Source organism: Shewanella sp. NKUCC05_KAH, from assembly GCF_019345585.1.
In the GTDB taxonomy this organism is placed as follows: domain Bacteria; phylum Pseudomonadota; class Gammaproteobacteria; order Enterobacterales; family Shewanellaceae; genus Shewanella; species Shewanella oncorhynchi.
In genome coordinates, this window is record NZ_JAHKQZ010000007.1 from 62,332 (window position 1) to 88,836 (window position 26,505).

Here is a 26,505-nt window from a genome sequence, read left to right on the forward strand (position 1 = left end):
TTGCGCCTAGACTAGTTTCACTCGCGCAGATCTGTGAGTGGCATTTTCGACAACAGGTATTTCCATTGACGACCTATGGGTGGGCATAACACCACGAACGTGAAAGAAAAGTTGGTAAAAGAAGATAGAGGAAGAAAGAGGTAGAAAAATATCCCCTGTGGTTTGCGACCACAGGGGATATGTCGGTGAATGATCAGTCTACTATTCTATGAGCCCAATACTCATTGCTGAGGTTCTGGCGGTGCAGGAAGGACTTGGATCATTAAACTGCTATCGTCTTGCAGATATTGCTGCGCCAATTTATTAAGTTCTGCAACTGTCATCTGCTGCGCTAACGCTTGCCTTTGTTTAAAGGCAGCAAAACGACCAGGATGACTCTGGGCAGTTGAGGTGAGATCTAACCAAAAACCATTGGTTTGCGGCGCAGCTTGCATCCACTCAAGCACTGGTTGGCGGGCTCGATTAAGCAAATCCTCACTGATCCCCGAAGGCGCTTTAACTTGCTTAACTGCGGCGGTGAAATACTCGGCAACCGTTGGCAACATGGCTTGAGTCGTCACGCTAAACAAACCTAAGTAACCATAACCGCTGGCATTGAAATCGTTGTAAGAAAAGGCCGATGGCGAATAACTCGCGCCCGCCTTCTCCCTCACGTTTTCCGTTAATAGAATGCTTAGCACTTGCTCCAGCAGACCCAATCCCGCGTGTTGACTCAAGTGAGTCATGTCCGTTGTAGGCCACACCATGGCAAGTGCCGCCATATCAAGTTGACCATAATGCGTTAATGTTTTCTGAACGGGCACTTTCGGAAACACAGGTACTATCGACTGAGCATTAGCAATAGGGCTACGCTTAATGGCGCCAATTGTTTCAGCCACAGCAGCAATGGCACTCGCTTCGTCAAAATCGCCCACAATAGCGAGTTCAATCGCCCCTTGCTCGACGGCCGAATGGAAACTCGGCGCTAATTCTCCAAAGTGACGTTTGAGAATTTCTTCAGGCTCACCATAACCATAGCGTTTATCACCATTATGGGAGATACGGGCAAACTGATTAGAAAACTCAGATTGTGGGTTGCTATGAATACTTTGTTGCTCGGCAATCACTTGTTCACGAAACAATTGCTCAGCCTGCTTATCCATACCCGGCTCAATTAAATAAGCCGTCATTAAGCCAAGCTGCGTGCGTAGCTCTGCGGCATTAGTGCTAATCTCGCCGCCAAAACTTTGCTCACGCAGGCCTAAGTTGATGGAAATATCTTGTCCAGCAAAAATATCCTGCAGACTGTCATAATCATGGGCCTTGAGTCCCCCCTGCACAAACGCACTGTTAAACAGATAAGACAAACCATCCAACTCAGGGAATGGCACTTCACCAAAGCCAATGTTTAGGCTGACCAATGTGGTGCCTTTGTTAAAGTTGGTAGGCTTAAGATTAAGCCGCACGCCATTGGCAAATTGCAGTTGGCGAATCCCCGTTTCCTTATCGCGACTGTCAGCCACTAACTTGCCTTGCTCACCAAACTGAGTATAAGCAAACTCATCAATCGCCTTGATTGCTGGTGCGCTCACCGCTTGTTTACGGCTTTTCTCGTAGCTGGCGATAAGCTGTTTTTCAGCATTTTCAATGGGCTTATTGCTGGTCAGATATAAATACGGCGTAGCGTTCCACGTTTGATTAAACACTTGGCTTAGCTTTTGCGGTGTCACTGTTGGCATTATTTTTTCAAAAAATGCGAGCTGCCAATCAGGTTCGACAGGGACGCGATTGCCCGCCACCGAATACACTAGACTCTCGGCAATATTCACACTGTGAATAGTACTGCTCCCCGCGACACTTAGCTGATATCCCTTATGCATACGTTTGATTTGCTGGTCAATTTCCTGCTGGCTAAAACCAAACTCTTTTGCTTGACGCAGGGTTTTCTCCAAGAGTGCGATTCCCTCTTGCCAGTTATTTTCCTGCGTACCTAGGCTCATTTGTGTGCCATAGGCAATATCAAACTGCGGCCCAACCTGCAGGTTTACACCATATAAACCTTGGCTATGCAGTAATTGCGACTCCATACGGCGATACAAGATGCCGTGGGCGAGCTCGAGCAACATTTCCTGCTCCCGCACAACAGGGCTATCGGTAATCGCTGAGATGGGTTTTAGCATGCCTAGGGAAACTGACGTTGACAGACTTTGATCAAAAAATGCCGCCGCATCGACACTTTGGCGCTCTGCGACAGTACCAATAGCTTGTTCCTTGGTTTTAGCAGCCAAAGGCGCGTCTTTCCAACTGGCAAACTGTTGTTTTATCTTTTGTTCTACCGCGGCGACCTCGATATCACCCACGACAATTAAAGTGGTGCGTGAGGGTGTATAAAAACGCTGATATAAAGACAGCAACGCCTCGCGATTGGCATTACTGATACTGTTCGCCTCCCCCACAGGGAAGCGCTTTGACAGCAATGTGTTTGGCATTAAAAACTGTAATTGGTTACGGTAATTCTCAAGATCCGCACCGCTACGTTCACGCAGCTCAGACAACACTACCGCTTTTTCACGTTCAATTAGCGCTGGGTCAAGTAATAGATTACTGCCAATTTCTCGCATTAAAAACAAAGCAGTATCGATTTTATCTTGGCTATTACTTGGCAAGTTGAATTGATAGACCGTCTGCTGAAACTCAGTCACAGCATTGGTATCAGCGCCAAAACTCAGGCCAAGGCGCTGCAATGTCGGCATCATCTCCCCCGCCGCCAATCCGGTCGAGCCATTAAAGGCCATATGCTCAAGAAAGTGCACTAATCCTTGCTCGGTATCAGACTCGACCAAAGAGCCTACATCCACCCGCATCCGCACTATGACCGCCTGCTCCGGCGTCTTATTGCTCACCAATAAATAACGCATACCATTGGCAAGTTCACCAGTATGGATCCGCTCGCTCATAGGCAAGCCTGTCGTTCCCATCCACAGCGGATCTTCACTCGCCTGCAGTGGCAACGCCATACTCAAAAGCGCCAGCAGTAACCACTGACGCACAAAACTAATTACCTTGAAATTGTTCATTAAAATTCGCACTTTGCCCCCAAAATCAAACAAGAAACCTAGGAAGCGCTCACCTATGTTTCAGATAAAATAAGCTTTCACTATAGTACCTAAAGCACTTTAAGTCACAAAATCAATACCTTATGCCGTACTAAAAATAGTTTATCGCCTTGATATATAGTCAGAATATGCCGAAAAATAATGAGCGTGGAAGGAAGCTGAAACAGCTGTGGATTTAATGGTTACTGTGGAATGGTATGCATATATTAGCGAGATATTGAGTGCTTAATTGGCGAAGCCTTTTCGCCAATCTAGTAATAGAGCAATATCTTGATTGAAAATCTGAGTTGAACCCTCACAATTTTGGCTTTAAAAATCACACCAAAGTTTAGATATTTCGGCTCATGGCCTCGTGAAAAAACCACTTCACAGGTAAGCCATTAATGCAAAAGCCCTACGAATATTCGCAGGACTTTTGTTTTATCACGCAGTTGAATCTTAAAACTGTTGAAACCAACGTTGGATCTGCTGTGGATCTTTGCTTTGCGTTAACGACAGCATCAGTAAAATGCGGGCTTTTTGCGGGTTAAGGTTACCTGCTGCGATAAAGCCATATTTAGCATCGTCTATCTCGGCATCAAGCGTGGTTGCGCCTGTGGGCACTCGGCTAGAGCGAACGACCAAGGTGCCTTTTTGACTTGCCTTAGCTAAAGTGTCAAATATTGAGTGGTAAATATTACCATTACCTACACCGGCGCTGACTATGCCATCAAAACCCGCTTCAACCATAGCTTTGACAGGTAAATCGCTGGCATTAGCGTAGTTGTAGACAATCCCTACCTGTGGCAGCTTGTCGAGTTTGCTAACATCAAAAGGCGTTTGCCTTGTATGTTGACGCTCAGTTTTGCCCATGTATTCAATCTTGCTGTTATGGATAACGCCAAGCGGGCCAAAGTTAGGCGCAGCAAAAGTGTGTACACCTGTAGTGTTAGTCTTAGTCACATCGCGGGCATTCAATACGGTATCGTTCATCACCACCAACACGCCTCGACCTTTAGATTCGAGGTTAGCGGCGGTCGCGACTGCGTTATATAGATTCATCGGGCCATCGGCACTCATGGCGGTTGATGGACGCATTGCCCCAACCAGTACTACAGGCTTATCGCTCTTGATGGTGAGATTTAAAAAATACGCCGTTTCCTCTAAGGTATCAGTACCATGGGTAATGACGATACCGTCGACATCTTTATCAGACAATAACAAATTGATGCGCTTGGCTAAGGCTAGCCAAACTTTATCGTTCATGTCCTGCGAACCGATTTTAACCAGTTGCTCACCTTGAATATCGGCAAGTTGTTTCATTTCAGGCACGGCCGCAATTAAGCTACTAATGCCCACTTCACCAGCCTGATAGTTAGACTCAGTAGCCGATTGTCCGACTCCCGCAATAGTGCCACCCGTGGCAATAATACGTACCTGTGGAAGCGCCTGCGCCGCGGAGGAGAGAAATAACCCTAAAGTGACCGAGAGCAAAAGCTTACGCATTGGAAAATTCATGCTTACATCCTTTGATTAATAATAAACGCCCACAGTGTGCACTATTGTCTAAGCCTCACTGTGATAGCTCTCACTAAAATGAAATAACAGATTTAGCGTTATCTAATTGATTATTTAAACTTTAAGGAAAACACCATGCATTTATTATTGAGTAGATTTAACTAATCAATGATTATTCGCTATTGACGCAGTGACAATTAAATATCGTATGGTTTATTTAATTTTAAAAACACTTGAATAAATATGTCGCCGATTGGTTAACGAATAACAAATCTATAGCTAATTTGCATCAAAAAGTAATGGCTCACACTAGTGATCCGAGTTGAGAGACTTATCTAAGAAAAAAAAGAAATACACTATTTCATACAGTTAAGTGATCACCATCCTAATCCTGTTATTGCCAAAGCGTTAAGATCTACTTCGATAGTCAAGGAGACGATTCTCCTTCATGTTTTCGATGAGTTATTCTTGATGTGTTACGTATACTTATTGTACACATCCACAACTCAATACTCGGAGATATATCTTACTATTAATTGGATTTAATAGGATCGAAATGAAAGATACTAATAGCGTACGGATCGAAGAAGATTTATTGGGCACGAAAGAAGTTTCCAATGAATTTTATTATGGCATACATACATTGCGTGCCATCGAAAACTTTAAGCTGAGTAATCAAAAAATTTCCGATGTACCTGAATTAGTCCGTGGCATGATGCTAACAAAAAAAGCCGCTGCCATGGCTAACAGTGAATTAGGCGCTGTAAGTCCTGAAATCGCTGACAAAATTATTGAAGCGTGCGATCTGATACTCACAACGGGTCGATTTGTTGATCAATTTCCGGTCGATGTTTATCAAGGAGGCGCAGGCACTTCAGTCAACATGAATACCAATGAGGTATTAGCCAACGTTGCACTGGAGATCATGGGGCTAGAAAAAGGCCGTTACGATGTCATCAATCCTAATGACCATGTCAATAAATGCCAATCGACTAACGATGCCTATCCAACAGGTTTCCGTATTGCGGTCATCAACAGTACCGATATTCTGTTAGATGCATTAACCGACCTTATCAGCGCTTTCGACACTAAAGCCACAGAGTTTAAAACCGTCTTAAAAATGGGCCGCACTCAATTGCAAGATGCCGTGCCTATGACCTTAGGCCAAGAGTTTCATGCCTTTGCTGTTACATTGCGAGAAGAAATTAAGTCCATCAAGCGTTGCCAAGAGCTGTTGTTAGAAGTGAACTTAGGCGCAACCGCCATTGGTACAGGGCTCAATACGCCTGTCGGTTATTCCGCATTAGCCATTAAGTATCTGGCAGACATTACTGGCCGCGCCTATGTGCCAGCGGAAGATTTAATCGAAGCGACATCCGATTGTGGTGCCTACGTTATGCTGCACAGTGCAATTAAGCGTATGGCGATTAAAATGTCCAAGATTTGTAACGACCTACGCTTACTTTCATCGGGTCCACGTACAGGTCTGAAGGAGATTAATCTTCCTGAGCTGCAAGCGGGTTCCTCCATCATGCCAGCCAAGGTTAACCCTGTGATCCCTGAGGTCGTCAATCAGGTTGCCTTTAAGATTGTCGGCAATGATATCACTATCACTATGGCCGCCGAAGCTGGCCAATTACAGCTTAACGTAATGGAACCTGTGATTGGACAGGCGATGTTTGAGTCGCTCAGTTTGATGGGCAATGCCTGTATCTCCCTGCGTGAAAAATGCGTTGAAGGTATCACTGCAAATCCAGAGATCTGCATGGCCCATGTGATGAACTCTATCGGGATCGTGACCTACCTTAACCCAATCATCGGCCACCATGAAGGTGACATCATAGGCAAAATTTGCGCCCAAACGGGTAAAAATGTCCGTGAAGTGGTACTCGAACGCGGTTTGTTAACGGTTGAAGAACTCGATGACATTCTCTCAGTTGAAAACCTGATGAATCCTAAGTACAAAGCAAAAAACACCAGCAAAGCCAAAGTGTAACTCAGTGGGGCTGGGGAGCCTTCCCCAGCCCACAACTCGATGATTCAAGAATAAGCCTGCGCAGAGTGAATATGCATAGGCTATTGAAATTAAAAATAAAATAGAGTTAACACTATGATTATATTAGAGATAATTATCGTCCTCGGGGCTATTTACCTTGGTGCAAGGATGGGTAGCATGGGAGTCGGCTTCGCTGGCGGTGTCGGGGTACTGATACTGACCGCGGGGATGGGACTCAAACCGGGCAATATCCCGATTGACGTGATCCTCATCATTATGTCAGTTATCACCGCGATTGCGGCCATGCAAGTGTCTGGAGGGATGGATTATTTAGTCTCACTGGCAGAAAAATTATTACGTAAGCATCCCAAACAAATCACCTTTCTGGCCCCTGTCGTCACCTATTTCATGACACTTTTTGCGGGTACAGGCCACACAGCATTCTCCACCTTACCTGTTATTGCCGAAGTCGCAAAAGAGCAAGGCATTCGCCCCTCTCGTCCCTTATCTATTGCCGTTGTCGCATCTCAAGTCGCCATTACCGCCTCACCGATTTCAGCGGCTGTCGTGTTCTTCTCAGGTATCTTAGAGCCGTTTGGCGTAGATTATTTAGTACTGTTAGCCATTTGTATTCCCTCAACTTTCCTCGCCTGCATGGTCGGAGCCGTTGTTGCCAACTTAATGGGTAAAGAACTGGCCGATGATCCTGTCTATCAAGAACGCTTAGCCAAAGGTTTAGTCAAAACACGCGGTAAAACTGAGATCAAAATTAAAGCCGGCGCGAAACGATCTGTGATGATTTTCTTGCTGGCGATTGCGGCTGTCATGGCGTACGCCACTGCGATATCAGACAAAGTCGGTTTGATTGTTGACCCTGTATTGCCACGCGACGCCGCCATTATGGTGCTGATGCTTACGGCAGCTGCCGCTATTACGATTTTCTGTAAGTTAGACGCAAGCGAAATCTCTAATGCGGCCACCTTCAAGTCAGGCATGTCAGCCTGTGTTTGTGTGTTAGGTGTGGCTTGGTTAGGCGATACCTTAGTGTCGAATCATATCGAGGAAATCAAAGATCTTGCCGGCACCTTACTGCAAAGTCAGCCTTGGTTATTATCGGTAACCTTATTCTTTGCCTCCATGCTGCTCTACTCCCAAGGCGCGACAACAAAAGCGCTAATGCCCGCAGCCTTGGCGATTGGTGTAAGTCCATTGACAGCCGTAGCCTCGTTCGCCGCCGTCAGCGCGCTGTTTGTATTACCGACTTACCCCACGCTACTGGCTGCGGTCGAGATGGATGATACTGGCTCGACTCGGATTGGTAAGGCGGTATTTAACCATCCGTTCCTGGTCCCTGGCGTTGTGACGATTGCCACCAGTGTGGCATTGGCCTTCCTGTTTGGCGGCATGATGCTGTAGCTCAATTTTACCCTAAGTGCTCTCAGGGCTAATGCCTACAAATGGATTAACCCTCTTCTTTTAATCTGTATCTATAGACTTTGTTTTGGCGTGATGCAGGTACATTCACGCCATAGCAAATCGAGTAAGAGGTGAATTAATGTCAGCAAAAACGCGTGTTCCTACCGCCATTAACGGCGGACCATTTGGCCAAGCTTGGTCGGCTAAAGCAGACTGCTTACAAAGTGCGACAGGGCTTATATTAGGTATTTTCCTCTTATTTCATATGCATTTCGAGGCGAGCATTTTATTTGGTAAAGAAACCTTCTTTCACATGGTGCAATTCTTAGAAGGCAGTATGTTTAGCTCGACAGGTCATGGCTTCCCCATAGTGACCCAGATCATTTCAGTCATTATGCTGGTGATTGTTGCAATACATGCCGCCACCGCACTACGCCGTTTTCCAGTGCAATTAGGTCAATGGCGAGCGATGCGTGGCTTCATGTCGACTATCAAGCATAGAGATACCCAAGCATGGTTCTGGCAGATGATCACCGGTTTCTTACTGTTTTTCTTAGTGTCAGCCCATCTTGCCACTATGATTTTAAACCCTGATATTGGCCCTCACCTTTCGGCCGAACGGGTTTACCACGATAACGCTTGGCTCTTATACGTGGTGTTTTTACCTATCGTGTTATTCCACGGCATCGTTGGTTTATACCGAGTGATATTAAAGTGGGGTGTGAGTAGTAACCGTCCACTTATCCGCACTATAGCGCAAGTATTGATCGTCTATTTATTGTGTTTAGGCACATTAAGCCTAGTGACCTATATCAATATTGGTATCGAATTAGTTTTGCCAGTACAACCGTTTATTCCTCAGTAATGGGCATGACGCTATCGGCGCACCTAGCCTATATAGCAAGACAAACAACATACGGATCCTCCTCTGATACATAGTTGCAGCGCATCTATGCCCGAGGAGCGCAATGATAAATCCATGAAATGTTATCTAAATTATTAGATAAGGATCTGATTTGAAAATCATTTATACAGACTCATTAGTCATTGGCGCAGGATTGGCAGGCCTTAGAGTCGCGATTGCCACCAAAGAGCGAGGCCTAGATACCTTAGTGCTATCGTTAATTCCCGCAAAACGTTCACATTCGGCCGCCGCACAGGGCGGAATGCAAGCCAGCCTAGGCAATACCGTTAAAGGCATGGGCGATAACGAAGACATTCACTTTCAAGACACGGTAAAAGGTTCTGACTGGGGCTGCGATCAAGACGTCGCACGCATGTTTGCCCACGTTGCACCGAAAGCGATCCGCGAACTCACCAACTGGGGCGTACCTTGGTCGAGAATATCCGCCGGCCCACGTGAAGTCATCATGAACGCACAAAGGGTAACGCTCAATGAGGCTGAAGAAGCTCACGGCCTGATCAATGCCCGCGATTTTGGTGGCACTAAAAAATGGCGTACCTGTTACACCGCCGATGGCACTGGCCACTCTTTGCTGTACGCGGTCGATAACCAAGCTATCTCCATGGGCATTCCAGTACACGAACGAATTGAAGCACTGTCGCTGATCCATGACGGTAAGCGTTGCCATGGAGTCATTGCCCGCTGTTTAGTCACAGGTGAATTGCGCGCTTATGTCGCCAAATCCACCACCATCGCCACTGGCGGTTATGGCAAGATTTATGAAATATCGACCAATGCCACTATCTGCGAAGGTATAGGCCAAGCGTTAGCACTCGATACAGGTGTCGCCACCTTAGGCAATATGGAAGCGGTGCAGTTTCACCCCACCGCCATAGTGCCTGCGGGGATCCTCACCACTGAAGGATGTCGTGGTGATGGCGGTATCCTGCGCGATAAAGACGGTCATCGCTTTATGCCAGATTACGAGCCAGAGAAAAAAGAACTCGCCTCCCGTGATGTGGTTTCCCGCCGCATGACAGAGCACATGCGTAAAGGCAATGGCGTCGAAAGCCCTTACGGCCCGCATCTGTGGCTGGATATTACGCAGCTGGGCCGTGAACATATCGAAACCAACCTGCGCGAAGTGAAAGAGATTTGTGATTACTTCCTCGGTATCGATCCTTGCAAAGACTGGATCCCCGTCAGGCCTACCCAGCATTATTCCATGGGCGGCGTGCGCACCAATGCCACAGGCGAGAGTCCACAACTCAAAGGGCTGTTCAGTGTCGGAGAAGCGGCCTGTTGGGACATGCATGGCTTTAACCGTTTAGGCGGTAATTCGGTGGCGGAAACTGTAGTCGGCGGCATGATCATCGGCAAATATGTCGCTGATTTTTGTGAGAATAACGACTTAGAAATTGATACCGCGCTGACTCAAAAATTCATTGATAAATTGCAGCAAGAAATCGATGGACTGGTCGAAGGCAACGGCACAGAAAACCCCTTCCAAATAAAGAAAGAAATGCAACGCATCATGATGAACTACGTCGGGATCTTCCGTAATGGACCCGAGTTAGATAAAGCCATTAAAGGCTTGAAAGACTTACTGCTGCGGGCAAAAAATCTTGGCCTTAAATGTAAAAAACGTCACGCCAATCCTGAGTTAGTCGAAGCGCTGCGCGTCACCCGTATGTTGAAAGTAGCCCTAACCGTCGCCTGTGGCGCAGAGGCTCGCACTGAAAGCCGCGGCGCCCATTCACGGGAAGATTACCCACAACGCAACGATAAAGATTGGCTCAACCGCACACTGGCAACTTGGCCAGATGCCGAATCACTTGAACCAGTACTGCGTTATGAAGCGTTAGATGTGATGAAAATGGAGCTACCACCGGGATACCGTGGCTACGGTAACGACAATACTATCGCCCATCCTGATACCGAAAAACGCGTACAAGAAATCAATCAAGTGCTCGCGAGCTTAGGTGATGATCCCGATAGAAACACACTGCAGCGAGCCCTGATGCCATACGAGCTGCCAAGCCACCTGCAGGCTCCTAATGAACGCCTCAGCGATACCTTAGCGATCACTCCAGCCCAACCGGTAGGAAACAAACCACTATGAGCCGTCAAATCAGCTTTAATATCTTTCGCTACGATCCGCAAGATGGCCAAGACAAGCCAAAGATGGAACGTTATCAGTTGACTGAAACACCGGGCATGACAGTGTTTATCGCTTTAAATCAACTACGTGAGCTACAAGACCCTTCACTGCAGTTCGACTTTGTCTGCCGCGCGGGCATCTGTGGCAGTTGCGCCATGGTGATCAATGGTTTCCCCACGCTTGCCTGTCGCACGTTAACGGCAAATTATCCTAATGGCGAAATCACCCTCATGCCGCTACCAGGCTTCGAGCTGATTGGCGACTTATCGGTGAACACGGGTAAATTTATGCGTGAATTAGCCGAACGCTTAAAACTGTGGCTGCACCCTAGACCCGATGATCAGGACATTCATCGTCTCGAAAATCCAATGGCACCCGAAGAAGCCGCACGGATCTATGAGCTAGAACGCTGCGTCGAATGTGGCGTTTGCGTGTCGGCCTGCGCCACCAAACAAATGCGTGACACCTTTGTCGGCGCGGTTGGCATGATGAAAATCGCCCGCTTTGAAATGGATAGCAGAGACAGCCGCAGCGCGGATGATTTCTACCATGTGATTGGCAATCAAGATGGCGTATTTGGCTGTATGACGCTACTCGGCTGCCAAGATAACTGCCCCAAAGATTTGCCGCACATGCAGCAAATCGCTTACCTGCGCCGCAAAATGGCCGCGACCATACTCTAATCCTCCCTCTAACGTCCCGCTGTTTTGGCGGGATTGATAGGATTGCACCTTTCCAAAACCAGCTGACAGCTTTTATCTGTCAGCTGCTGAGTTACGAAGCCTAATTTTCTTAGTTAGGCGCCTCCCCAGCACTATCACAAGTGCAGCTCCTTACTACTAGCGATACAGCTCAATCGGCAACAAAATCCATTAGCGTAACGCGAGTAGTTGTTATGTAAGGAAACATAAATGAAACCGTCTAAACTCACATCAGCCATACTTGTGCTGAGCTTTGCCACACCTATCTTTGCCGTTCAAGCCAATAATACAGCAGAAACCAATGACGAATTACGCACTGAGTTACAACAAATTCAGCAAAGACTCGCCATGCTCGAAGCTCAAGAAAATGAGCCATCAGTGCCATCGGATACCCAGTTTAATTTTTATGGTTCTTTACGCCCAACCTTCGGCCTGACCCACACTAACTCGGACGATGTATGGGATGTAGGCGATGCAAACTCGCGGATAGGTTTTGCTGCAGAGCACCAACTCGGTAATGGCTTAGTCGGTTTTGCGAAAGGGGAATTTAAGGTCGATATCAAAGATGACGGTGACTTTGGCGATGCGCGCAAAGCCTATGTCGGATTAAAGGGATTTTTTGGTAGCGTTGCCATAGGTAAACAAGCCGTCACACAGGAAATGATTTCCGATCCCGTTGATATCTTTAACCGCTCAGGAACGCCTCTGGCCTATGACAGTGCGAGCCCATTCAGGCTCAATAATCTCGTGACCTATCGTAAAGAGTTTGGCGACCTGTTATTTTCGGCCGATGCACAATTCGACGGCAATAAAGGTAGTGGCGGCAGTGACTTCGTTAACACGGGTATCCGTTATAAAACCGACTTCATCTACATTGCCGCGGCTTTTTATAATAAAGAGTTAGAGGACAACAAGGATGAAAATACATTCGGTGTAACCCTAGCGAAAAATTTCAATTCTCTGTTCCTCGCCGCAGCCTATCAAAACATTGAAAAAGACAACGTCGATGGCACAACATTGGATGGTTCAACACTGGATGTAGTTGCAAGCTATCCCATCACTGACAGCTATAAAATCAAGCTAGGCGTGTCCAGATATGACGATGGCGACAATGACATCACCTCTGCGAAATACAATGCCTATAACACTACGCTGGAATGGCATAAAACACCGAAATTCAGCACCTTCATCGAATATCAAAAAACAGATTTTGAATACCGCGAAACCAATGACCAGATCATGCTAGGCATGCGTTATAACTTCGATTATACGTTCTAAGTTTCTATCTCAAACGTATCGTTATGTGAGCAAGCGAGGTGAAAGATTTAGCAACCTCGCCCACAGGCTCACAGCACTAAACTTAAAAGCATAAAAACAAGAAACAGCAAAGCCACGACTCGCGTGGCTTTGCTTATTTAAGACGATACCGTCTTTACACTTCAATACGTTCCAATCTAGAACGGAATATCGTCATCCCAGCCATCATCCAAATCTGGAGTGAAGTTTTGCTGTGGTTGCGGCGCTGGACGCTGTGCCGGTGCTGCAGGCGCTTGATAAGCTGGCGCTGGCGCGGCTTGTGGCTTAGGCGCATAACCACCTTGTTGTGGTTGTTGAGCCTGTGGCTGACCATAACCTTGCTGCTGGGCAGGTGCTGGCGGAGCATATTGTTGCTGAGCTGGCGCTTGGTAAGCAGGTGCTGCTTGAGGCGCTGGCGCATATTGATTTTGCGCAGGAGCGGCCTGTTGTGGTGCAGATTGATAACCTGCGTTTTGTGGCATGCCACCGCCCATTGACGCGCCTTGTGCTTGTCCACCTTGACCACGGCTACCTAGCATTTGCATGCTACCGCTTTGGTCGATAACCACTTCAGTGCTGTAACGGTCTTGACCACTTTGGTCTTTCCACTTACGAGTTTGCAGTTTACCTTCAAGGTAAACCTGTGAACCTTTACGCAGGTATTCACCTGTAATTTCAGCTAATTTGCCGAACAGAACCACACGGTGCCATTCAGTACGCTCTTGCTGTTGACCCTGTTGGTCTTTCCACGATTCGCTAGTCGCTACTGTGATGTTTGCGACTGCATTACCGTTTGGCATATAACGCACTTCTGGATCTTGTCCCAAATTGCCAACCAAAATTACCTTGTTAACACCACGACTGGCCATTGAAATCTCCTGCGATTCTTTAAATAATCTATTAATTCAGTATGTTGTTTATCTTTATTGCCATAGAGGAAAATCAGCTTCCCCAAATACCACACGGCAGACCAGATATTATTGAGCAGAGCCTAACACAGCTCGTGCTTCTCTTAAATCGAAATGCTCGTCTACCTTGAGATAAGCTACTTTCTCGTCCAGTACGACTATGGCTTCAACAACGCCCATTAATTGGGATAACTGGGTTGCCATATCGCGCGCTTGCGCCTTGTCTTTCACTTCAGCTTCTAAGGTGTAACTCTTTAACAACACAGGATTTTGCATGCCTAATGTCAGGAATAACCAAATAGACATTAAGATCACGGCAACAACAAATACCCCGACTGCGCCCACGAGCTGGAAAGCACCGCCACCGAGCATACCACCACAAAAAGCCCCTAAAAACTGGCTAGTTGAATACACGCCCATAGCCGAACCTTTTTCGCCGACGGGGCAAAATTTGGCAATCAAACTTGGCAGTGAGGCTTCTAAATAGTTAAACCCAGTAAAAAAGAGCACCACGGCAAAACTCAATACCCAAAGATTGCTCGCAAATGCGGCCATCGCCAGCAATGCCACTATCATTATCACGAGGGCAATTTGGAACATCGCCTTAGTATTTTTGCGCTTAACCCCTATGATGATTAACGGCACCATCAAAATAAATGCGCCCACAAAAGCGGGGAAATACAGCATCCAATGTTTTTCTTTCACTAGACCCGCATCCACCAGATCCAGCGGTAATGCCACAAATACTGCGGTGAGCACTAAATGCAGGATAAAAATCCCAGCGTTAAGCCTAAATAATTGCGGCTCGAGGAACATACGTTTGAGCTTAGCGGGCGTTGCTAAAGTGTCTCCTTTGGGTGCCTGAGTGATGGGATTAGGCACTAAAAACTGGATCAACAGCATACCGACAATAGCCAATACCGCCGTTAGCCAAAACAATCCAGTCAACCCAAGATGTTGCGCAACGATAGGTCCCATTAGCAAAGACAGGGCAAAAGATAACCCGATACACATGCCAATAATCGCCATCACCTTAGTGCGCTGCTCGTCGCGGGTTAAATCCGCGGCAAGCGCCAGCACGGCAGCGGCAATCGCGCCCATACCCTGTACAGCTCGACCAAAGACAACGCCATAAATCGTATCTGCGTTAGCAGCGATAACACTGCCAATAGCAAACAACACTAAGCCACCAAGAATAATCGGCTTACGACCATATTTGTCAGATAAAATCCCCATAGGGATTTGCAGCACGGCTTGAGTCAGACCATAGGCGCCGATAGCAATACCCACCCACAGAGGCGAAAAGCCTTCGAGATGCTGACCATAAAGTGCAAAGACGGGCATGATCATAAACAAGCCCATCATACGCAAACCAAATACACTGGCTAAAGAAAACGCGACTTTTTTCTCAGTACCCGAAAGTCCGTTGTTACCCATGATTTTGCCCTGGATTGAAGTCTTTTAAGGGGCGCATGTTACCACACCCAAAAGGATTTGCTCAAAAGGAAATAGTGGCCTAAACCACTGACTATACACTTAGCTTTTATCCCGTTTATCACGGACCTATATTGACTGTGTCTGAGTTAACATCTTTATTTTTAACGCTCAGGCACAGGGGTATGAGTCTAACATAGTGTTCACAATTGTCCTGTGAGTCAGTGCGCAACAACAGTATTAATCTTAGTTAATCCATTCCATCCACAACATCCCGCAAAGCAGGCCGACTTAAAGCCAGTGCCAGCCCTAGGATTGGTGCAGATCACAGAATCAACTAAACTCAGCGGCGGAACTGTGCGATACTTGTGCTCATTTTTTTAAGCATATGGCATTAGAGCGATAGATGGATAAGATTGAAATACGCGGCGCACGCACCCACAATCTCAAGAATATCAACCTGACTATCCCAAGGGATAAACTGATTGTCATCACGGGCTTATCGGGATCTGGCAAATCCTCCCTCGCTTTCGATACTTTATATGCCGAGGGCCAGCGACGTTATGTCGAGTCCCTATCTGCCTATGCTCGCCAATTTTTGAGTTTAATGGAAAAGCCCGATGTGGACCATATCGAAGGCTTAAGCCCGGCGATATCCATAGAGCAAAAATCCACCTCCCATAACCCACGTTCAACCGTGGGCACGATTACCGAAATTTATGATTACCTGCGCTTGATGTTTGCCCGTGTGGGTGAGCCGCGTTGTCCGACACACAATCAACCCTTGGCGGCACAAACCGTCAGCCAGATGGTCGATAAAGTATTGGAAATGCCCCAAGACAGCCGCTTGATGCTGCTCGCACCTGTGGTCAACGCCCGTAAGGGTGAACACGTTAAATTGCTCGAAGGTCTATCGGCGCAGGGTTATATCCGCGCGCGTATCGACGGTGAAGTGTGCGACTTAACCGATCCGCCAACCTTAGACTTACACGTTAAACACACGATTGAAGTGGTCGTCGACCGTTTTAAAGTGCGTGACGATATCAAGCAACGCTTAGCGGAATCCTTTGAAACCGCGCTAGAACTCTCCGGCGGCATAGCGACCGTTGCCAGCATGGAAGACGACACGGGTACTGGTAAATCCAAAGGCGAAGAACTGATCTTCTCGGCCAACTTCGCCTGCCCGCATTGCGGTTATTCGATGGCGGAATTAGAACCAAGGATCTTCTCCTTTAACAATCCAGCCGGCGCGTGCCAAACCTGTGATGGTTTAGGGGTACAACAATTTTTCGATCCTGAGCGCGTGATCACCAATACCGAGCTTTCACTGGCGGGCGGTGCGATTCGCGGCTGGGATAGACGCAACTTCTACTATTTCCAAATGCTTAGCTCACTCGCCGAACACTATAAGTTCGATGTCGAAGTGCCCTACGAGCAGCTTAGCGAAAAAGTCCGCAAAATCGTACTTTACGGCTCAGGTAAAGAAAGTATTGCCTTTAAATACATTAATGACCGCGGTGATGTGGTGGTGCGTAATCACCCCTTCGAAGGCATTCTAAACAACATGGACAGGCGCTATCGCGAAACCGAAAGTAACTCGGTACGTGACGAATTAGCCAAGTTTATCAATACCCAAGCTTGTCAAAGCTGTGGTGGCTCGCGCTTACGCGAAGAAGCACGTAACGTGTTTTTAGGTGATATCAACCTGCCACAACTCACCACTTGGTCGATTGGCGAAGCCTTGGACTACTTCGAGAAAGTCGAATTTAGCGGCCAAAAGGCGCAGATTGCCGAGAAGATTTTAAAGGAAATCCGCGATCGCTTAGGCTTCCTCGTCAACGTGGGTCTCAATTATTTGAGCCTATCGCGCTCAGCAGAAACCCTCTCCGGTGGTGAAGCCCAACGTATTCGACTGGCCAGCCAAATAGGTGCAGGGCTCGTCGGCGTGATGTATGTGCTCGACGAACCCTCAATTGGTCTACATCAAAGGGATAACGAGCGTCTGCTGCAGACGCTTATCCACCTGCGGGATTTGGGCAACACTGTGATTGTGGTTGAGCATGACGAAGATGCGATTCGTATGGCGGATCACGTGATCGATATCGGCCCTGGCGCTGGCGTACACGGCGGCGAAGTGATTTGTGACGGTCCAATTGAGAAGATCATCGCCTGTGAAGAATCGGTCACCGGCCAATATATTTCCGGTAAGCGCAGCATTCATATCGATACGCCGCGCATTCCATTCGACAAAACTCAAGTGATTGAGCTATTTGGCGCTCGCGGTAACAACTTGCGTAATGTGGATTTAACCATTCCCATTGGCCTCTTCACTTGTGTGACGGGCGTATCGGGTTCGGGTAAATCGACCTTAATCAACGATACCTTCTTCAAGATCGCCCATAGAATGCTCAACGGAGCGACTGTGGATGAGCCATCACCCTATGACCGTATCGAAGGGATGGAACTGTGCGACAAAGTGGTCGATATCGACCAAAGCCCGATTGGCCGCACACCGCGCTCGAATCCTGCCACTTATACGGGCATCTTCACCCCAATTCGCGAGATTTTTGCCGGAACCCAAGAGTCGAGGACTCGCGGTTATCAGGTCGGCCGTTTCTCCTTTAACGTTAAAGGTGGCCGCTGTGAGGCTTGCCAAGGCGATGGCTTGATCAAGGTAGAAATGCACTTCCTACCCGATGTGTATGTGCCCTGTGATTCCTGTAAAGGTAAGCGCTATAACCGCGAAACCTTAGAAGTACGCTATAAAGGCAAGAATATTCACGAAGTACTGCAGATGACAGTGGAAGATGCGCGTCAGTTCTTCGATGCCGTACCTGCCATTGCCCGTAAGCTACAAACCTTGATGGATGTAGGTTTGTCCTATGTGCGTCTCGGCCAAAGTGCGACCACACTTTCGGGCGGTGAAGCCCAAAGGGTGAAACTTGCCAAAGAGCTGTCTAAGCGTGACACGGGCCAAACCTTGTATATCTTGGATGAACCGACCACGGGCTTACATTTTGCCGATATTCAATTGCTGCTCGACGTGTTGCATCGTCTCAAATCCCACGGCAACACGATTGTGGTGATTGAGCATAATCTGGATGTGATCAAAACCGCAGACTGGATTATCGACTTAGGCCCAGAAGGTGGCGGTGGTGGTGGTATGATTTTAGCCACAGGCACGCCGGAAGAAGTCGCCGAGCATCCAACCTCCCACACGGCACGCTTCTTAAAGCCACTGCTAAAACGGGATATCGAGCTTGCAAAGGCCAATAAAGCTAAGGCTTAACATTCGGCTCACGCCACCGTTGGTCTGAATAATAAAAGCGCAGTCGCCCTAAGCACTGCGCTTTTTTTCGCTCAGCAATCCAATATGCTTAAGCTATCGCATACATATAGATCTCATTGAATTAGAATCGGATTTAGGCAAAGATGATATTCATCTTCTGGCGAAGGCTTCAGCGATAAGGAATGTCCATGCGTGATAGCACTCAGTCCCCAGTGACTCACCTTATATTACCGAAGCAGTATCAATCACTTTTAAGTAAAAACCTAAGCGACATAAACCTAAGCGCATCGACTCTATTCAACCACAGTCGTATCGGTCAGCTGCTCGCCAAGTTCAAGATCACGCACCTTATAAGACATCAATCCCAAAGACTTGGCTTATTAGCACTGGCCTGCGTTGTTACAACGACCCTCACTGGCTGCGCTAACTCAGCCGAAACCTGTGCACGCACAGAGCTAAAACTCACTTGGGCCGAGCCCACAGAGTTACAAGCGACAGTCACAGTATTAAGTTCGGATGAATTTGAAGGCCGCAAAACCCAAACCCAAGGTGCGGCAAAAAGTCGTGACTATATAAAGCAGCAATTTCAGGGGCTAGGTTTACAGCCTTGGGGAGCGGACTTTATCGTGCCCTTTGAATATCAAACCTTCTTCACCCAAGAAACTGGCGCCAACGTAGTCGCCACCGTGATGGCGGCAGAACCGACGAATCGATGGCGCATTATCGTCGCCCACTATGATCACTTAGGCATGAGCGGCAGTAAGATTTACCACGGCGCCGATGATAATGCCTCCGGCGTCGCTGCTATGCTCGCTATTGCCAAACATTGGCAACAGCAATTTGCCCTACAACCCAATACCTTGCCTAAGGTAAACCTGATGTTTGTAGCAACCGATGCCGAAGAACCTGGGCTCTATGGCAGTATCGCCTTGGTAGAGCAACTCACAACCCGCCTGCCAGAAGCGACTTTTGAGCTGATGTTGAATTTAGATATGGTGAGTCACCCCGGCAGGCCCTATGCGATTTACCTCGAAGGCAGTCGAAACTTCACTCAGTTCAATCAATTTAAACCCCTACTGAATCAGCAGAACCGACTTTGCATTAAACTCACTCACCCTAAACCCGTTGGTCGAAGCATACAAAGTACCGATTGGCTGCGGGCGTCGGATCATTACCCCTTCCACAAAGCGAATATCCCTTGGCTGTATTTTGGTGTGCCGACCCATCCCCAATATCACACACCAGAGGATACCGTCGCGACAATCGACATCACTTTTCTTGCGGCAGTGACAGAGTCAGCATTCGAGTTACTTCAATTAAATGTTGAATATTTAAAGAATTAATGGGAAGTGGCGCGTTTCTTGCTCAGTTTTAGCGAAAAAAATGCAGAAAACAGGTTAAATAGCGTGACTCTGATTGGTAAAGTGGCCGCCATGCTGCTATAATCCGTCGTTCGCGGGAAATCGACACGGGGTTGATTTTCTGTCTGTGAAACTTTAGCGCCATTTCGCGCGCGCATCCACAAGGCTACAACCCAATGTCATCCGATGAAAGAACTTTCCGTGAACTCGGCCTATCCGAGAATTTGTTGCGTGCTCTTGACGAGCTAGGTTATGAAAAACCAACGCCAATCCAATCAGCCAGTATCGATCCACTTATGGCTGGCAAAGATATTTTAGGTCAAGCGCAAACAGGTACAGGTAAAACTGGCGCCTTCGCGTTACCACTATTAAACAAAGTTACCAGCCAAACGACACCGCAAATTTTAGTATTAGCACCAACACGTGAATTAGCCGTGCAGGTTGCTGAAGCGTTCAGTAGCTATGCCAAATTTATGAAGAATTTCCACGTTCTTCCAATTTACGGCGGCCAAAGCATGCAACAACAGTTGAATGCCCTGAAACGCGGCCCACAAGTTATCGTTGGTACGCCTGGTCGTGTAATGGACCATATGCGTCGCGGCACCTTGAAACTCGATTCATTACAAGCCTTAGTGCTCGATGAAGCCGATGAAATGTTAAAAATGGGCTTCATCGATGATATCGAATGGATCCTTGAGCACACGCCAAGCGAACGCCAACTGGCGTTATTCTCTGCCACTATGCCAGAGCAAATTAAGCGTGTTGCTAACCAGCACTTACGTAATCCTGTACATGTTCGTATCGAATCAAGCCAAACTACGGTTGAGTCAATCGAACAGCGTTTCGTACAAGTATCACAACACAACAAACTTGAAGCTTTAGTACGTGTATTAGAAGTTGAAAACACTGAAGGTGTGATCATATTCGTGCGTACTCGTAACTCATGTGTTGAGTTAGCTGAGAAGTTAGAAGCCCGCGGTTATGCTTCATCACCACTACACGGTGACATGAACCAGCAAGCCCGTGAGCGTGCAGTTGACCAACTGAAACGTGGCAAGTTAGACATTCTGATCGCGACTGACGTTGCGGCCCGTGGTCTTGACGTTGAGCGTATCGGTCACGTTGTGAACTACGATATTCCGTATGATGCCGAAGCTTATGTACACCGTATTGGCCGTACAGGCCGTGCTGGCCGTACTGGTATGGCGATCCTGTTTGTGACTAGCCGTGAAATGCGCATGCTGCGCACTATCGAACGCTCAACTAACAGCCGTATTTCACCGATGAAAATCCCAAGCCCAGAGACTGTTGCAGAACGTCGTCTGTCTCGCTTAGGTGAGCAATTGGCTGAAACAATCAACGGCGATTTAGATTTCATGAAAGAAGCTGTTGCTCAATTATGCCAACAGTTAGAAGTCGATACCGATCTGCTAGCCGCTGCATTATTACAGCAAGTTCAGCAAGAACGTCCTTTGCAATTGCCAGCCATTCAAGAACGTGTTCGTGATGAACGCAGTGAGCGCACTGAACGTAGCGACCGCGGAAGTGATCGTAATGACCGTGGTGGTGAGCGTGGTGAACGCAGAAGTCGCGAACCGCGTCCAATGCCAGCAAGCTTAGGCTCAGCTGAAGCGTTGAAAGACAACCCAGATTTAAAAATGTGCCGTTACGTGATCGACGTAGGTCGTGAGAATGGTGTAGGTGTGGGTAACATCGTTGGCGCTATCGCGAACGAAGCTAACATCGACAGCCGTTACATTGGCGCAATCCAACTTTACGATGCAGTGACCACTGTTGACCTGCCAGACGGCATGCCAAAAGACGTGTTACAGCACCTACGTAAAGTACGTGTTTGTGGCAAGCCATTGAACATCCGCGAAGCTGGCGATCAAGTATTTGTTGATTCAGGCCGCAGTGCTCGTTCAGACCGTCCTGCTGGTGACCGTAAACCACGTGGCGATCGTCCAACAGGTGACCGCCCAGCGGGTGATCGTAAGCCTCGCGCTGCGTCTACTGGTGATAAGCCATTTGCTGACCGCAAACCTCGTGCAGACAAACCTGCCGGTGAGCGTAAGCCACGTAAACCACGTGAAGACTAATCTAGCTTAAGCTAGAGACTAAAAAGGAGCCTAGGCTCCTTTTTTGTTGGCTTAACATCGCACTAGCTCAAAGCACACTGGCCAGTTGATATTTCAAGCTGATATAGTCAGTGCAAGAACGCCTAGCTTAAGGATATAAAATGGATTTTTTAGCACTGATCACTTCCCCATTGACCTCGGCACTGCCTGAACTCGCTAAGTCATGCCACAAAGATAAAACGTTATTAATCATGGTACTTGTCGGTTGCACTCTGTTTGCGGGCTTTATTGGAATGTTAGTCGCAATGGCAAATTAACTTGCAGTTAAGCCAACATGTCTATTAGTGTCGACTTAGTCTTTAGCAACGCATCTAGTGTATTTCGATGAAAAAAGCCTTTAACGCCGGCCTGTTATCCGCCTTTGTCGCCCCCGGCAGCGGCCATTTTTACCTAAAACATAAACGCTCGGCACTGGTATTTTTTAGCTTAGCGGTCGTGAGTCTTGTGCTGTTGCTATCGCAAATCTATCAAGTGGCGCAAGTCATCGCCTTAGATATTCAAAACGGCATCTTACCGCTAGATATCGGCGTAATTTCTGCCGAAATCACCCAACAAACCCAGACCACAATTGCCAATGCCAATGAACTGCTCTACGGCTTTATCCTCTGCTGGTTAGTGGCATTACTCGACAGTATTCGGCTTGGGCTTAAGCAAGATAAGCTGGATACACAAAGTAACCGCTAAATACCTTCTGACTCTTAGCGAGGCCGTAGCGACAAAAGCGATTTTGATATTGACCTAACATTTTTAATCAATTGAAAAATTGGATATTAACCTTTAGCTACCATGAAAATAACACCATAAACAGTCAAGATGGATGACGATATGTTAACTGAGCAACAACACAATTTTATCCTAAGTGAAGTGTCACAACCCGTGATTACCATTGCCCGTGAGGTTAATTTTGCCGAGCGCTATGCCTCCATGTTAGCGCGCTTTCCTAAGCTCCCTGGCGATTTTAATCCTAAGGTGCCGACGGAGCGTCAACAAATATTGGTTGCCCAGTTCCCTTACCCGATCCGCTTTTACAAAAGTGAGGGGGGGTATTACATGCTAAATGAGAAAAAGTTCGCCTACCCGCATATGACGCTTATGATGGAGATGCGGCAGTGGGTTCGCTTTCGTTTCAACCTATGGCGTGAAGATAAGCGCATCGGTGGCGGTTCTTATCAAGATATTGCCGTGGCGGAGCGATTAGCGCGAGGTGAAGAGATTGACTGGGACAAAGACTGGAATGTACCAAACTCCCCATGGTGCTATAACGAAGATCAATTACAAACGGTGCTAACCGAAAGTTTTGCACTATTTGATGACCTTTGTAAGCAATTACCTAAATAGTCACTTGAATTAATTGAGATATAGGCGGCTAAACAGGTTAACCGCCAAGGTATAAATTATTTAGGCCATGCTTGAATCAGGCTGTGGTAGCAAGAGACCAGTAAATCCGCCGCTTGGGCATAGTCGGGAATAGTTTCAGGACAATAGAGGGCGCAGTGACTACCCGCATTGCGCGCAGTTTGCAGATCAAACAGATAATCGCCCACATACAAGATCTCTGCGGGCGCGAGTTGCCACTGCTGGCAAATAAGATGAATACCTTCGGGATGCGGTTTAGGCTGCGCATCATAGCGCGTTAATACCAGTGCGATATCTATGCCGAGTTTATCGATAGTGATTTGCGCCGCTTCTGGCATATTGCGAGTCAAAATAGCCAAGGGCAGTGACTTGGCCCGTAGGCATTCGATAAGCTCCCTCGCGCCATCAACCCAACTGGCCTTGAGTGAACTTTGTCTTTCGTACTCATGGACAATGTCTAACGCTTGAGCACGTGCTTCATCAGTACTAAGACTCTTGACATGGGCCAAGATATCTGTACCAGAATGAATCCCCAACTCCCGCCGCAGCCCTGCAAAATCAGGATTAGAATGCGCTAAGGTGCCGTCGAGATCGAAGATGACGCCACGGATATCCTGAAGTTTTAATTCGCTGAGTCTAGTGATCACTGGCCTTTCCCATAGATAAAATGTATGCGTTAGACAGCCTGCAAACGCTTCGCCTGACGATTACGGTACATAGGCAGCAATTGCACCACCATCACAGAGACAATAATCACGCCAATCCCCAGCAGAGATAAACCATCTAATTCATCAGCGCGGAATACTTCTGGCCACCAGCCAAGGCTCACCACTAACGCCGTGGCACTAAAGCTAAATACTGGCGTTAGGGCCAACATGGCACTGACCTGCGCCGTCGGCCAATACTTCATCGACTGGCCAAAACAGCCATAGGCGATCAAGGTATTGGCGGCGCAAAACAGTGCTATCTGCCAATCGAAGCTGTCCATACGGACAAACTGACTAAAGTCGCTAAAGGGAGCCATTACGAAAATACCTAAGCCATAGATCACTAAGAGCACGTTCGCGGGCGACAAACGATTCAGTAAGGATTTTTGCAATAAGGCATAGCTAGTCCACGACAGTGCTGAGAACTGGATGATCATCACCCCAATCCAAACCTGATGATTATTAGCCCCAGAAAAATTTAAATTAGGATGGAAAAACATCAACATACCTAAAGCTAAGGTTGCAAAACAGCTGAGTTGCACCGCATTAAGCCGTTCCTTAAAAAACAACACACAACCAAACGCGAGGAAAAAGGGCGAAGTCTGGAAATTCAGTTGGGCGGCGCCCGGGGCGAGGTAATCGAGTGAATAAACAAAAGACACATAATTGAGCATCAAGAAGATGCCAGCAAGCACTAACCTTAACCAAACTTTGGCATCGAGTGCTGCAAATTGCTTAAGACTACCTGCGCTCCATTGGATCACTATGCTGACTAAAAGCGCGACCAGAAAACGAAACCAAGTAAGAGTTACGGGATCAATAAAGGCCGCCGAGAGCTTTAATGCTATAGGTAACATGCCCCAAAATAAAACCGCAACTGAGATGAACAGGAGCCCGAGTTGAGCATGATTATTTGCCTGAGGGGCGTTATGGCTAAGGTTCACGGAGGAGTCCAGTAGAAACCACAAAATGGACAGCCATTCTGGCACTGAGCCAGCACAATATCTAGCGGATCATCATGGAAACATTCGCGTTAGCTTGGATACTTTAGCTGACACTTATGTGGGGCAAGTTTCAGCATCTTACGATAATTGGAATATTGGCCGCACTCTTGATTCAACTGCAGCAGATTTACCCCGAAAGCCAACATTGGCATTTCCAGCGTTGCCAATAACCGAGTATATTTGGCCCATAAAAATGGCTTCTGCCACACTCTCTCTAGGCCACTTCTTTTTAAGCTAACGCTTTAAATAGGAAAGTTAATGTTATCTACCGCCACGATCGAACAAGTTAAAACGCATATTAATATCGCAGCCAAAGAATTAGCCGAGCGCCGCGCAGCAGGCACGAGCGGCGATTTACTAATCCCAGAACTAAGGCCAACCAGCTTCGAACAGGCCTTCGCTATTCAACAAGCCGTAGCAGAAATATTTAAGGCAAGCGATAAAAATCCTATCGCGGCGTGGAAATGCCTATTACCCACGGCGGAAAAAACCGTCGTAGCGCCTATTTATCAAGCTGATGTATATCAACAATCGGCCACTTGCCCGCTCTATCCATCGACTAAAGGCCTGGCCCGAGTCGAACCCGAACTCGCCTTCGAGATTGCTCGCGATTTACCGCCAAGAAGCACGCCTTACACTGAGGCTGAAATCGACGAGGCCTTAGGCCACACACGCTTAGCCTTGGAATTGATCAAAAGCCGCTACCACACACCCAGTGAAGCGACGCATTTTGATGCCCTCGCCGATGGCTTAGTCAATCAAGGACTGTGGTTAGGGCCAGTGCTTAATCCGCAAGAAGGTTTAGAAATGAGTCATTTTGAACTCAGCATTGATATTGCCAATGGCGAGCACCAGCAAAGCGACACACTGCAAAAATCCGCCATTCATCCTAACGGTTTCCCTAAGGCGGGACTCTACTGGTTAGTTAACTTTTTATCTGCCCAAGGCATTGGCTTAACTCAAGGGCAATATGTGATCACAGGCTCTTACGCTGGCGTCCTTGATCTGCCATTGGCACAGGTCTGCAAATTTGAATACGGCGCGCTTGGGCAGTTTGCCGTGACTTTCACGGCTAAGTGATTGCGACTTATAAAGCGACAAGGCACTGATAAATAAGCGAACTCTGTTTCAGTTGGGCTCGCTTATTTTCAATCTCAGTTCTCAGTGCTCAGTTATCTGCATTCACCACAAGCATAATTAACAAAAGCCAAACTAACTTGCCTCAAAATGTCCACCTATGTA

General features: G+C 47.4%; 19 protein-coding genes. 13 read left to right on the plus strand and 6 right to left on the minus strand.

Going from position 1 to position 26,505, the window contains the following annotated elements:
* Window positions 1–221: 221 nt before the first annotated feature.
* Both KO533_RS08455 and ansB read right to left on the minus strand, forming a co-directional pair.
* Complete coding sequence (locus KO533_RS08455) at window positions 222–3,056, minus strand: M16 family metallopeptidase (RefSeq protein ID WP_251073395.1); 2,835 nt, start codon at window positions 3,054–3,056, stop codon at window positions 222–224.
* A gap of 477 nt (window positions 3,057–3,533) precedes the next feature.
* Entirely contained in the window at window positions 3,534–4,592 is a 1,059-nt protein-coding gene (ansB, locus tag KO533_RS08460; protein ID WP_219253662.1) for an L-asparaginase 2, read from the minus strand.
* Between the two features lie 556 nt (window positions 4,593–5,148).
* Between ansB and aspA the strand changes: the two genes are divergently transcribed.
* The 6 genes from aspA (at window position 5,149) to KO533_RS08490 (ending at window position 13,048) form a co-directional block, all read left to right on the plus strand.
* Window positions 5,149–6,588 (plus strand): aspartate ammonia-lyase, encoded by a 1,440-nt coding sequence (gene aspA / locus KO533_RS08465; protein ID WP_105251342.1) that lies wholly within the window; start codon window positions 5,149–5,151, stop codon window positions 6,586–6,588.
* 114 nt (window positions 6,589–6,702) lie between these two features.
* Window positions 6,703–8,004 carry an anaerobic C4-dicarboxylate transporter gene (locus tag KO533_RS08470; protein ID WP_219253664.1) on the plus strand — a complete coding sequence of 434 codons (1,302 nt, stop codon included), beginning with the start codon at window positions 6,703–6,705 and terminating at the stop codon, window positions 8,002–8,004.
* Between the two features lie 139 nt (window positions 8,005–8,143).
* Window positions 8,144–8,869, plus strand: a complete 726-nt coding sequence (locus tag KO533_RS08475; RefSeq protein WP_219253666.1) for a fumarate reductase cytochrome b subunit — start codon at window positions 8,144–8,146, stop codon at window positions 8,867–8,869.
* A gap of 151 nt (window positions 8,870–9,020) precedes the next feature.
* Window positions 9,021–11,030: a fumarate reductase flavoprotein subunit gene (locus KO533_RS08480; protein WP_219253669.1), complete on the plus strand. Its 2,010-nt coding sequence runs from the start codon at window positions 9,021–9,023 to the stop codon at window positions 11,028–11,030.
* Window positions 11,027–11,752 (plus strand): fumarate reductase iron-sulfur subunit, encoded by a 726-nt coding sequence (locus KO533_RS08485; protein ID WP_105251338.1) that lies wholly within the window; start codon window positions 11,027–11,029, stop codon window positions 11,750–11,752. Before KO533_RS08480 ends, KO533_RS08485 begins: the two co-directional genes overlap by 4 nt.
* Window positions 11,753–11,980: 228 nt before the next feature.
* Complete coding sequence (locus tag KO533_RS08490; protein WP_219253670.1) at window positions 11,981–13,048, plus strand: porin; 1,068 nt, start codon at window positions 11,981–11,983, stop codon at window positions 13,046–13,048.
* A 176-nt stretch (window positions 13,049–13,224) separates the two neighbouring features.
* Here KO533_RS08490 and ssb read toward each other — a convergent pair whose 3' ends face one another.
* The gene (ssb, locus tag KO533_RS08495) at window positions 13,225–13,935 is read right to left on the minus strand and encodes a single-stranded DNA-binding protein (RefSeq protein ID WP_219253672.1); all 711 of its coding nucleotides are present in this window, start codon (window positions 13,933–13,935) and stop codon (window positions 13,225–13,227) included.
* Between the two features lie 108 nt (window positions 13,936–14,043).
* Window positions 14,044–15,411, minus strand: a complete 1,368-nt coding sequence (locus KO533_RS08500) for an MFS transporter (protein WP_168825599.1) — start codon at window positions 15,409–15,411, stop codon at window positions 14,044–14,046.
* A 403-nt stretch (window positions 15,412–15,814) separates the two neighbouring features.
* Here KO533_RS08500 and uvrA point away from each other — a divergent pair, with 403 nt between their 5' ends.
* The 6 genes from uvrA (at window position 15,815) to KO533_RS08530 (ending at window position 23,534) form a co-directional block, all read left to right on the plus strand.
* Entirely contained in the window at window positions 15,815–18,697 is a 2,883-nt protein-coding gene (gene uvrA, locus KO533_RS08505) for an excinuclease ABC subunit UvrA (protein WP_219253675.1), read from the plus strand.
* Between the two features lie 188 nt (window positions 18,698–18,885).
* Window positions 18,886–20,040, plus strand: coding sequence for a M28 family peptidase (locus KO533_RS08510; protein WP_219253676.1), 1,155 nt, complete (start codon window positions 18,886–18,888; stop codon window positions 20,038–20,040).
* Window positions 20,041–20,234: 194 nt separating this feature from the next.
* Window positions 20,235–22,157: a DEAD/DEAH box helicase gene (locus KO533_RS08515; RefSeq protein WP_011847889.1), complete on the plus strand. Its 1,923-nt coding sequence runs from the start codon at window positions 20,235–20,237 to the stop codon at window positions 22,155–22,157.
* Between the two features lie 140 nt (window positions 22,158–22,297).
* Complete coding sequence (locus KO533_RS08520; protein WP_173247071.1) at window positions 22,298–22,453, plus strand: hypothetical protein; 156 nt, start codon at window positions 22,298–22,300, stop codon at window positions 22,451–22,453.
* A 67-nt stretch (window positions 22,454–22,520) separates the two neighbouring features.
* Window positions 22,521–22,880 carry a hypothetical protein gene (locus KO533_RS08525; RefSeq protein WP_168825605.1) on the plus strand — a complete coding sequence of 120 codons (360 nt, stop codon included), beginning with the start codon at window positions 22,521–22,523 and terminating at the stop codon, window positions 22,878–22,880.
* Between the two features lie 141 nt (window positions 22,881–23,021).
* Window positions 23,022–23,534, plus strand: a complete 513-nt coding sequence (locus tag KO533_RS08530) for a hypothetical protein (protein ID WP_219253678.1) — start codon at window positions 23,022–23,024, stop codon at window positions 23,532–23,534.
* A 56-nt stretch (window positions 23,535–23,590) separates the two neighbouring features.
* On the opposite strand, the gene KO533_RS08535 is transcribed toward KO533_RS08530, so the two are convergent.
* A complete protein-coding gene (locus KO533_RS08535) occupies window positions 23,591–24,199 on the minus strand; it encodes an HAD family hydrolase (RefSeq protein WP_219253680.1) in 609 nt (202 codons plus the stop codon).
* A 29-nt stretch (window positions 24,200–24,228) separates the two neighbouring features.
* Window positions 24,229–25,203 carry a DMT family transporter gene (locus tag KO533_RS08540; protein ID WP_219253682.1) on the minus strand — a complete coding sequence of 325 codons (975 nt, stop codon included), beginning with the start codon at window positions 25,201–25,203 and terminating at the stop codon, window positions 24,229–24,231.
* Between the two features lie 318 nt (window positions 25,204–25,521).
* Here KO533_RS08540 and KO533_RS08545 point away from each other — a divergent pair, with 318 nt between their 5' ends.
* Entirely contained in the window at window positions 25,522–26,343 is an 822-nt protein-coding gene (locus KO533_RS08545) for a hydratase (RefSeq protein ID WP_219253684.1), read from the plus strand.
* Window positions 26,344–26,505: the final 162 nt, after the last annotated feature.

What these genes read in the sequence shown, in the direction of transcription:
- KO533_RS08455 (WP_251073395.1), bottom strand. Translation starts at nt 3,056, where the DNA reads ATGAACAATTTCAAGGTAATTAGTTTTGTGCGTCAGTGGTTACTGCTG.
- ansB (WP_219253662.1), bottom strand. Translation starts at nt 4,592, where the DNA reads ATGAATTTTCCAATGCGTAAGCTTTTGCTCTCGGTCACTTTAGGGTTA.
- aspA (WP_105251342.1), top strand. Translation starts at nt 5,149, where the DNA reads ATGAAAGATACTAATAGCGTACGGATCGAAGAAGATTTATTGGGCACG.
- KO533_RS08470 (WP_219253664.1), top strand. Translation starts at nt 6,703, where the DNA reads ATGATTATATTAGAGATAATTATCGTCCTCGGGGCTATTTACCTTGGT.
- KO533_RS08475 (WP_219253666.1), top strand. Translation starts at nt 8,144, where the DNA reads ATGTCAGCAAAAACGCGTGTTCCTACCGCCATTAACGGCGGACCATTT.
- KO533_RS08485 (WP_105251338.1), top strand. Translation starts at nt 11,027, where the DNA reads ATGAGCCGTCAAATCAGCTTTAATATCTTTCGCTACGATCCGCAAGAT.
- KO533_RS08490 (WP_219253670.1), top strand. Translation starts at nt 11,981, where the DNA reads ATGAAACCGTCTAAACTCACATCAGCCATACTTGTGCTGAGCTTTGCC.
- ssb (WP_219253672.1), bottom strand. Translation starts at nt 13,935, where the DNA reads ATGGCCAGTCGTGGTGTTAACAAGGTAATTTTGGTTGGCAATTTGGGA.
- KO533_RS08500 (WP_168825599.1), bottom strand. Translation starts at nt 15,411, where the DNA reads ATGGGTAACAACGGACTTTCGGGTACTGAGAAAAAAGTCGCGTTTTCT.
- uvrA (WP_219253675.1), top strand. Translation starts at nt 15,815, where the DNA reads ATGGATAAGATTGAAATACGCGGCGCACGCACCCACAATCTCAAGAAT.
- KO533_RS08510 (WP_219253676.1), top strand. Translation starts at nt 18,886, where the DNA reads ATGCGTGATAGCACTCAGTCCCCAGTGACTCACCTTATATTACCGAAG.
- KO533_RS08515 (WP_011847889.1), top strand. Translation starts at nt 20,235, where the DNA reads ATGTCATCCGATGAAAGAACTTTCCGTGAACTCGGCCTATCCGAGAAT.
- KO533_RS08520 (WP_173247071.1), top strand. Translation starts at nt 22,298, where the DNA reads ATGGATTTTTTAGCACTGATCACTTCCCCATTGACCTCGGCACTGCCT.
- KO533_RS08525 (WP_168825605.1), top strand. Translation starts at nt 22,521, where the DNA reads ATGAAAAAAGCCTTTAACGCCGGCCTGTTATCCGCCTTTGTCGCCCCC.
- KO533_RS08530 (WP_219253678.1), top strand. Translation starts at nt 23,022, where the DNA reads ATGTTAACTGAGCAACAACACAATTTTATCCTAAGTGAAGTGTCACAA.
- KO533_RS08545 (WP_219253684.1), top strand. Translation starts at nt 25,522, where the DNA reads ATGTTATCTACCGCCACGATCGAACAAGTTAAAACGCATATTAATATC.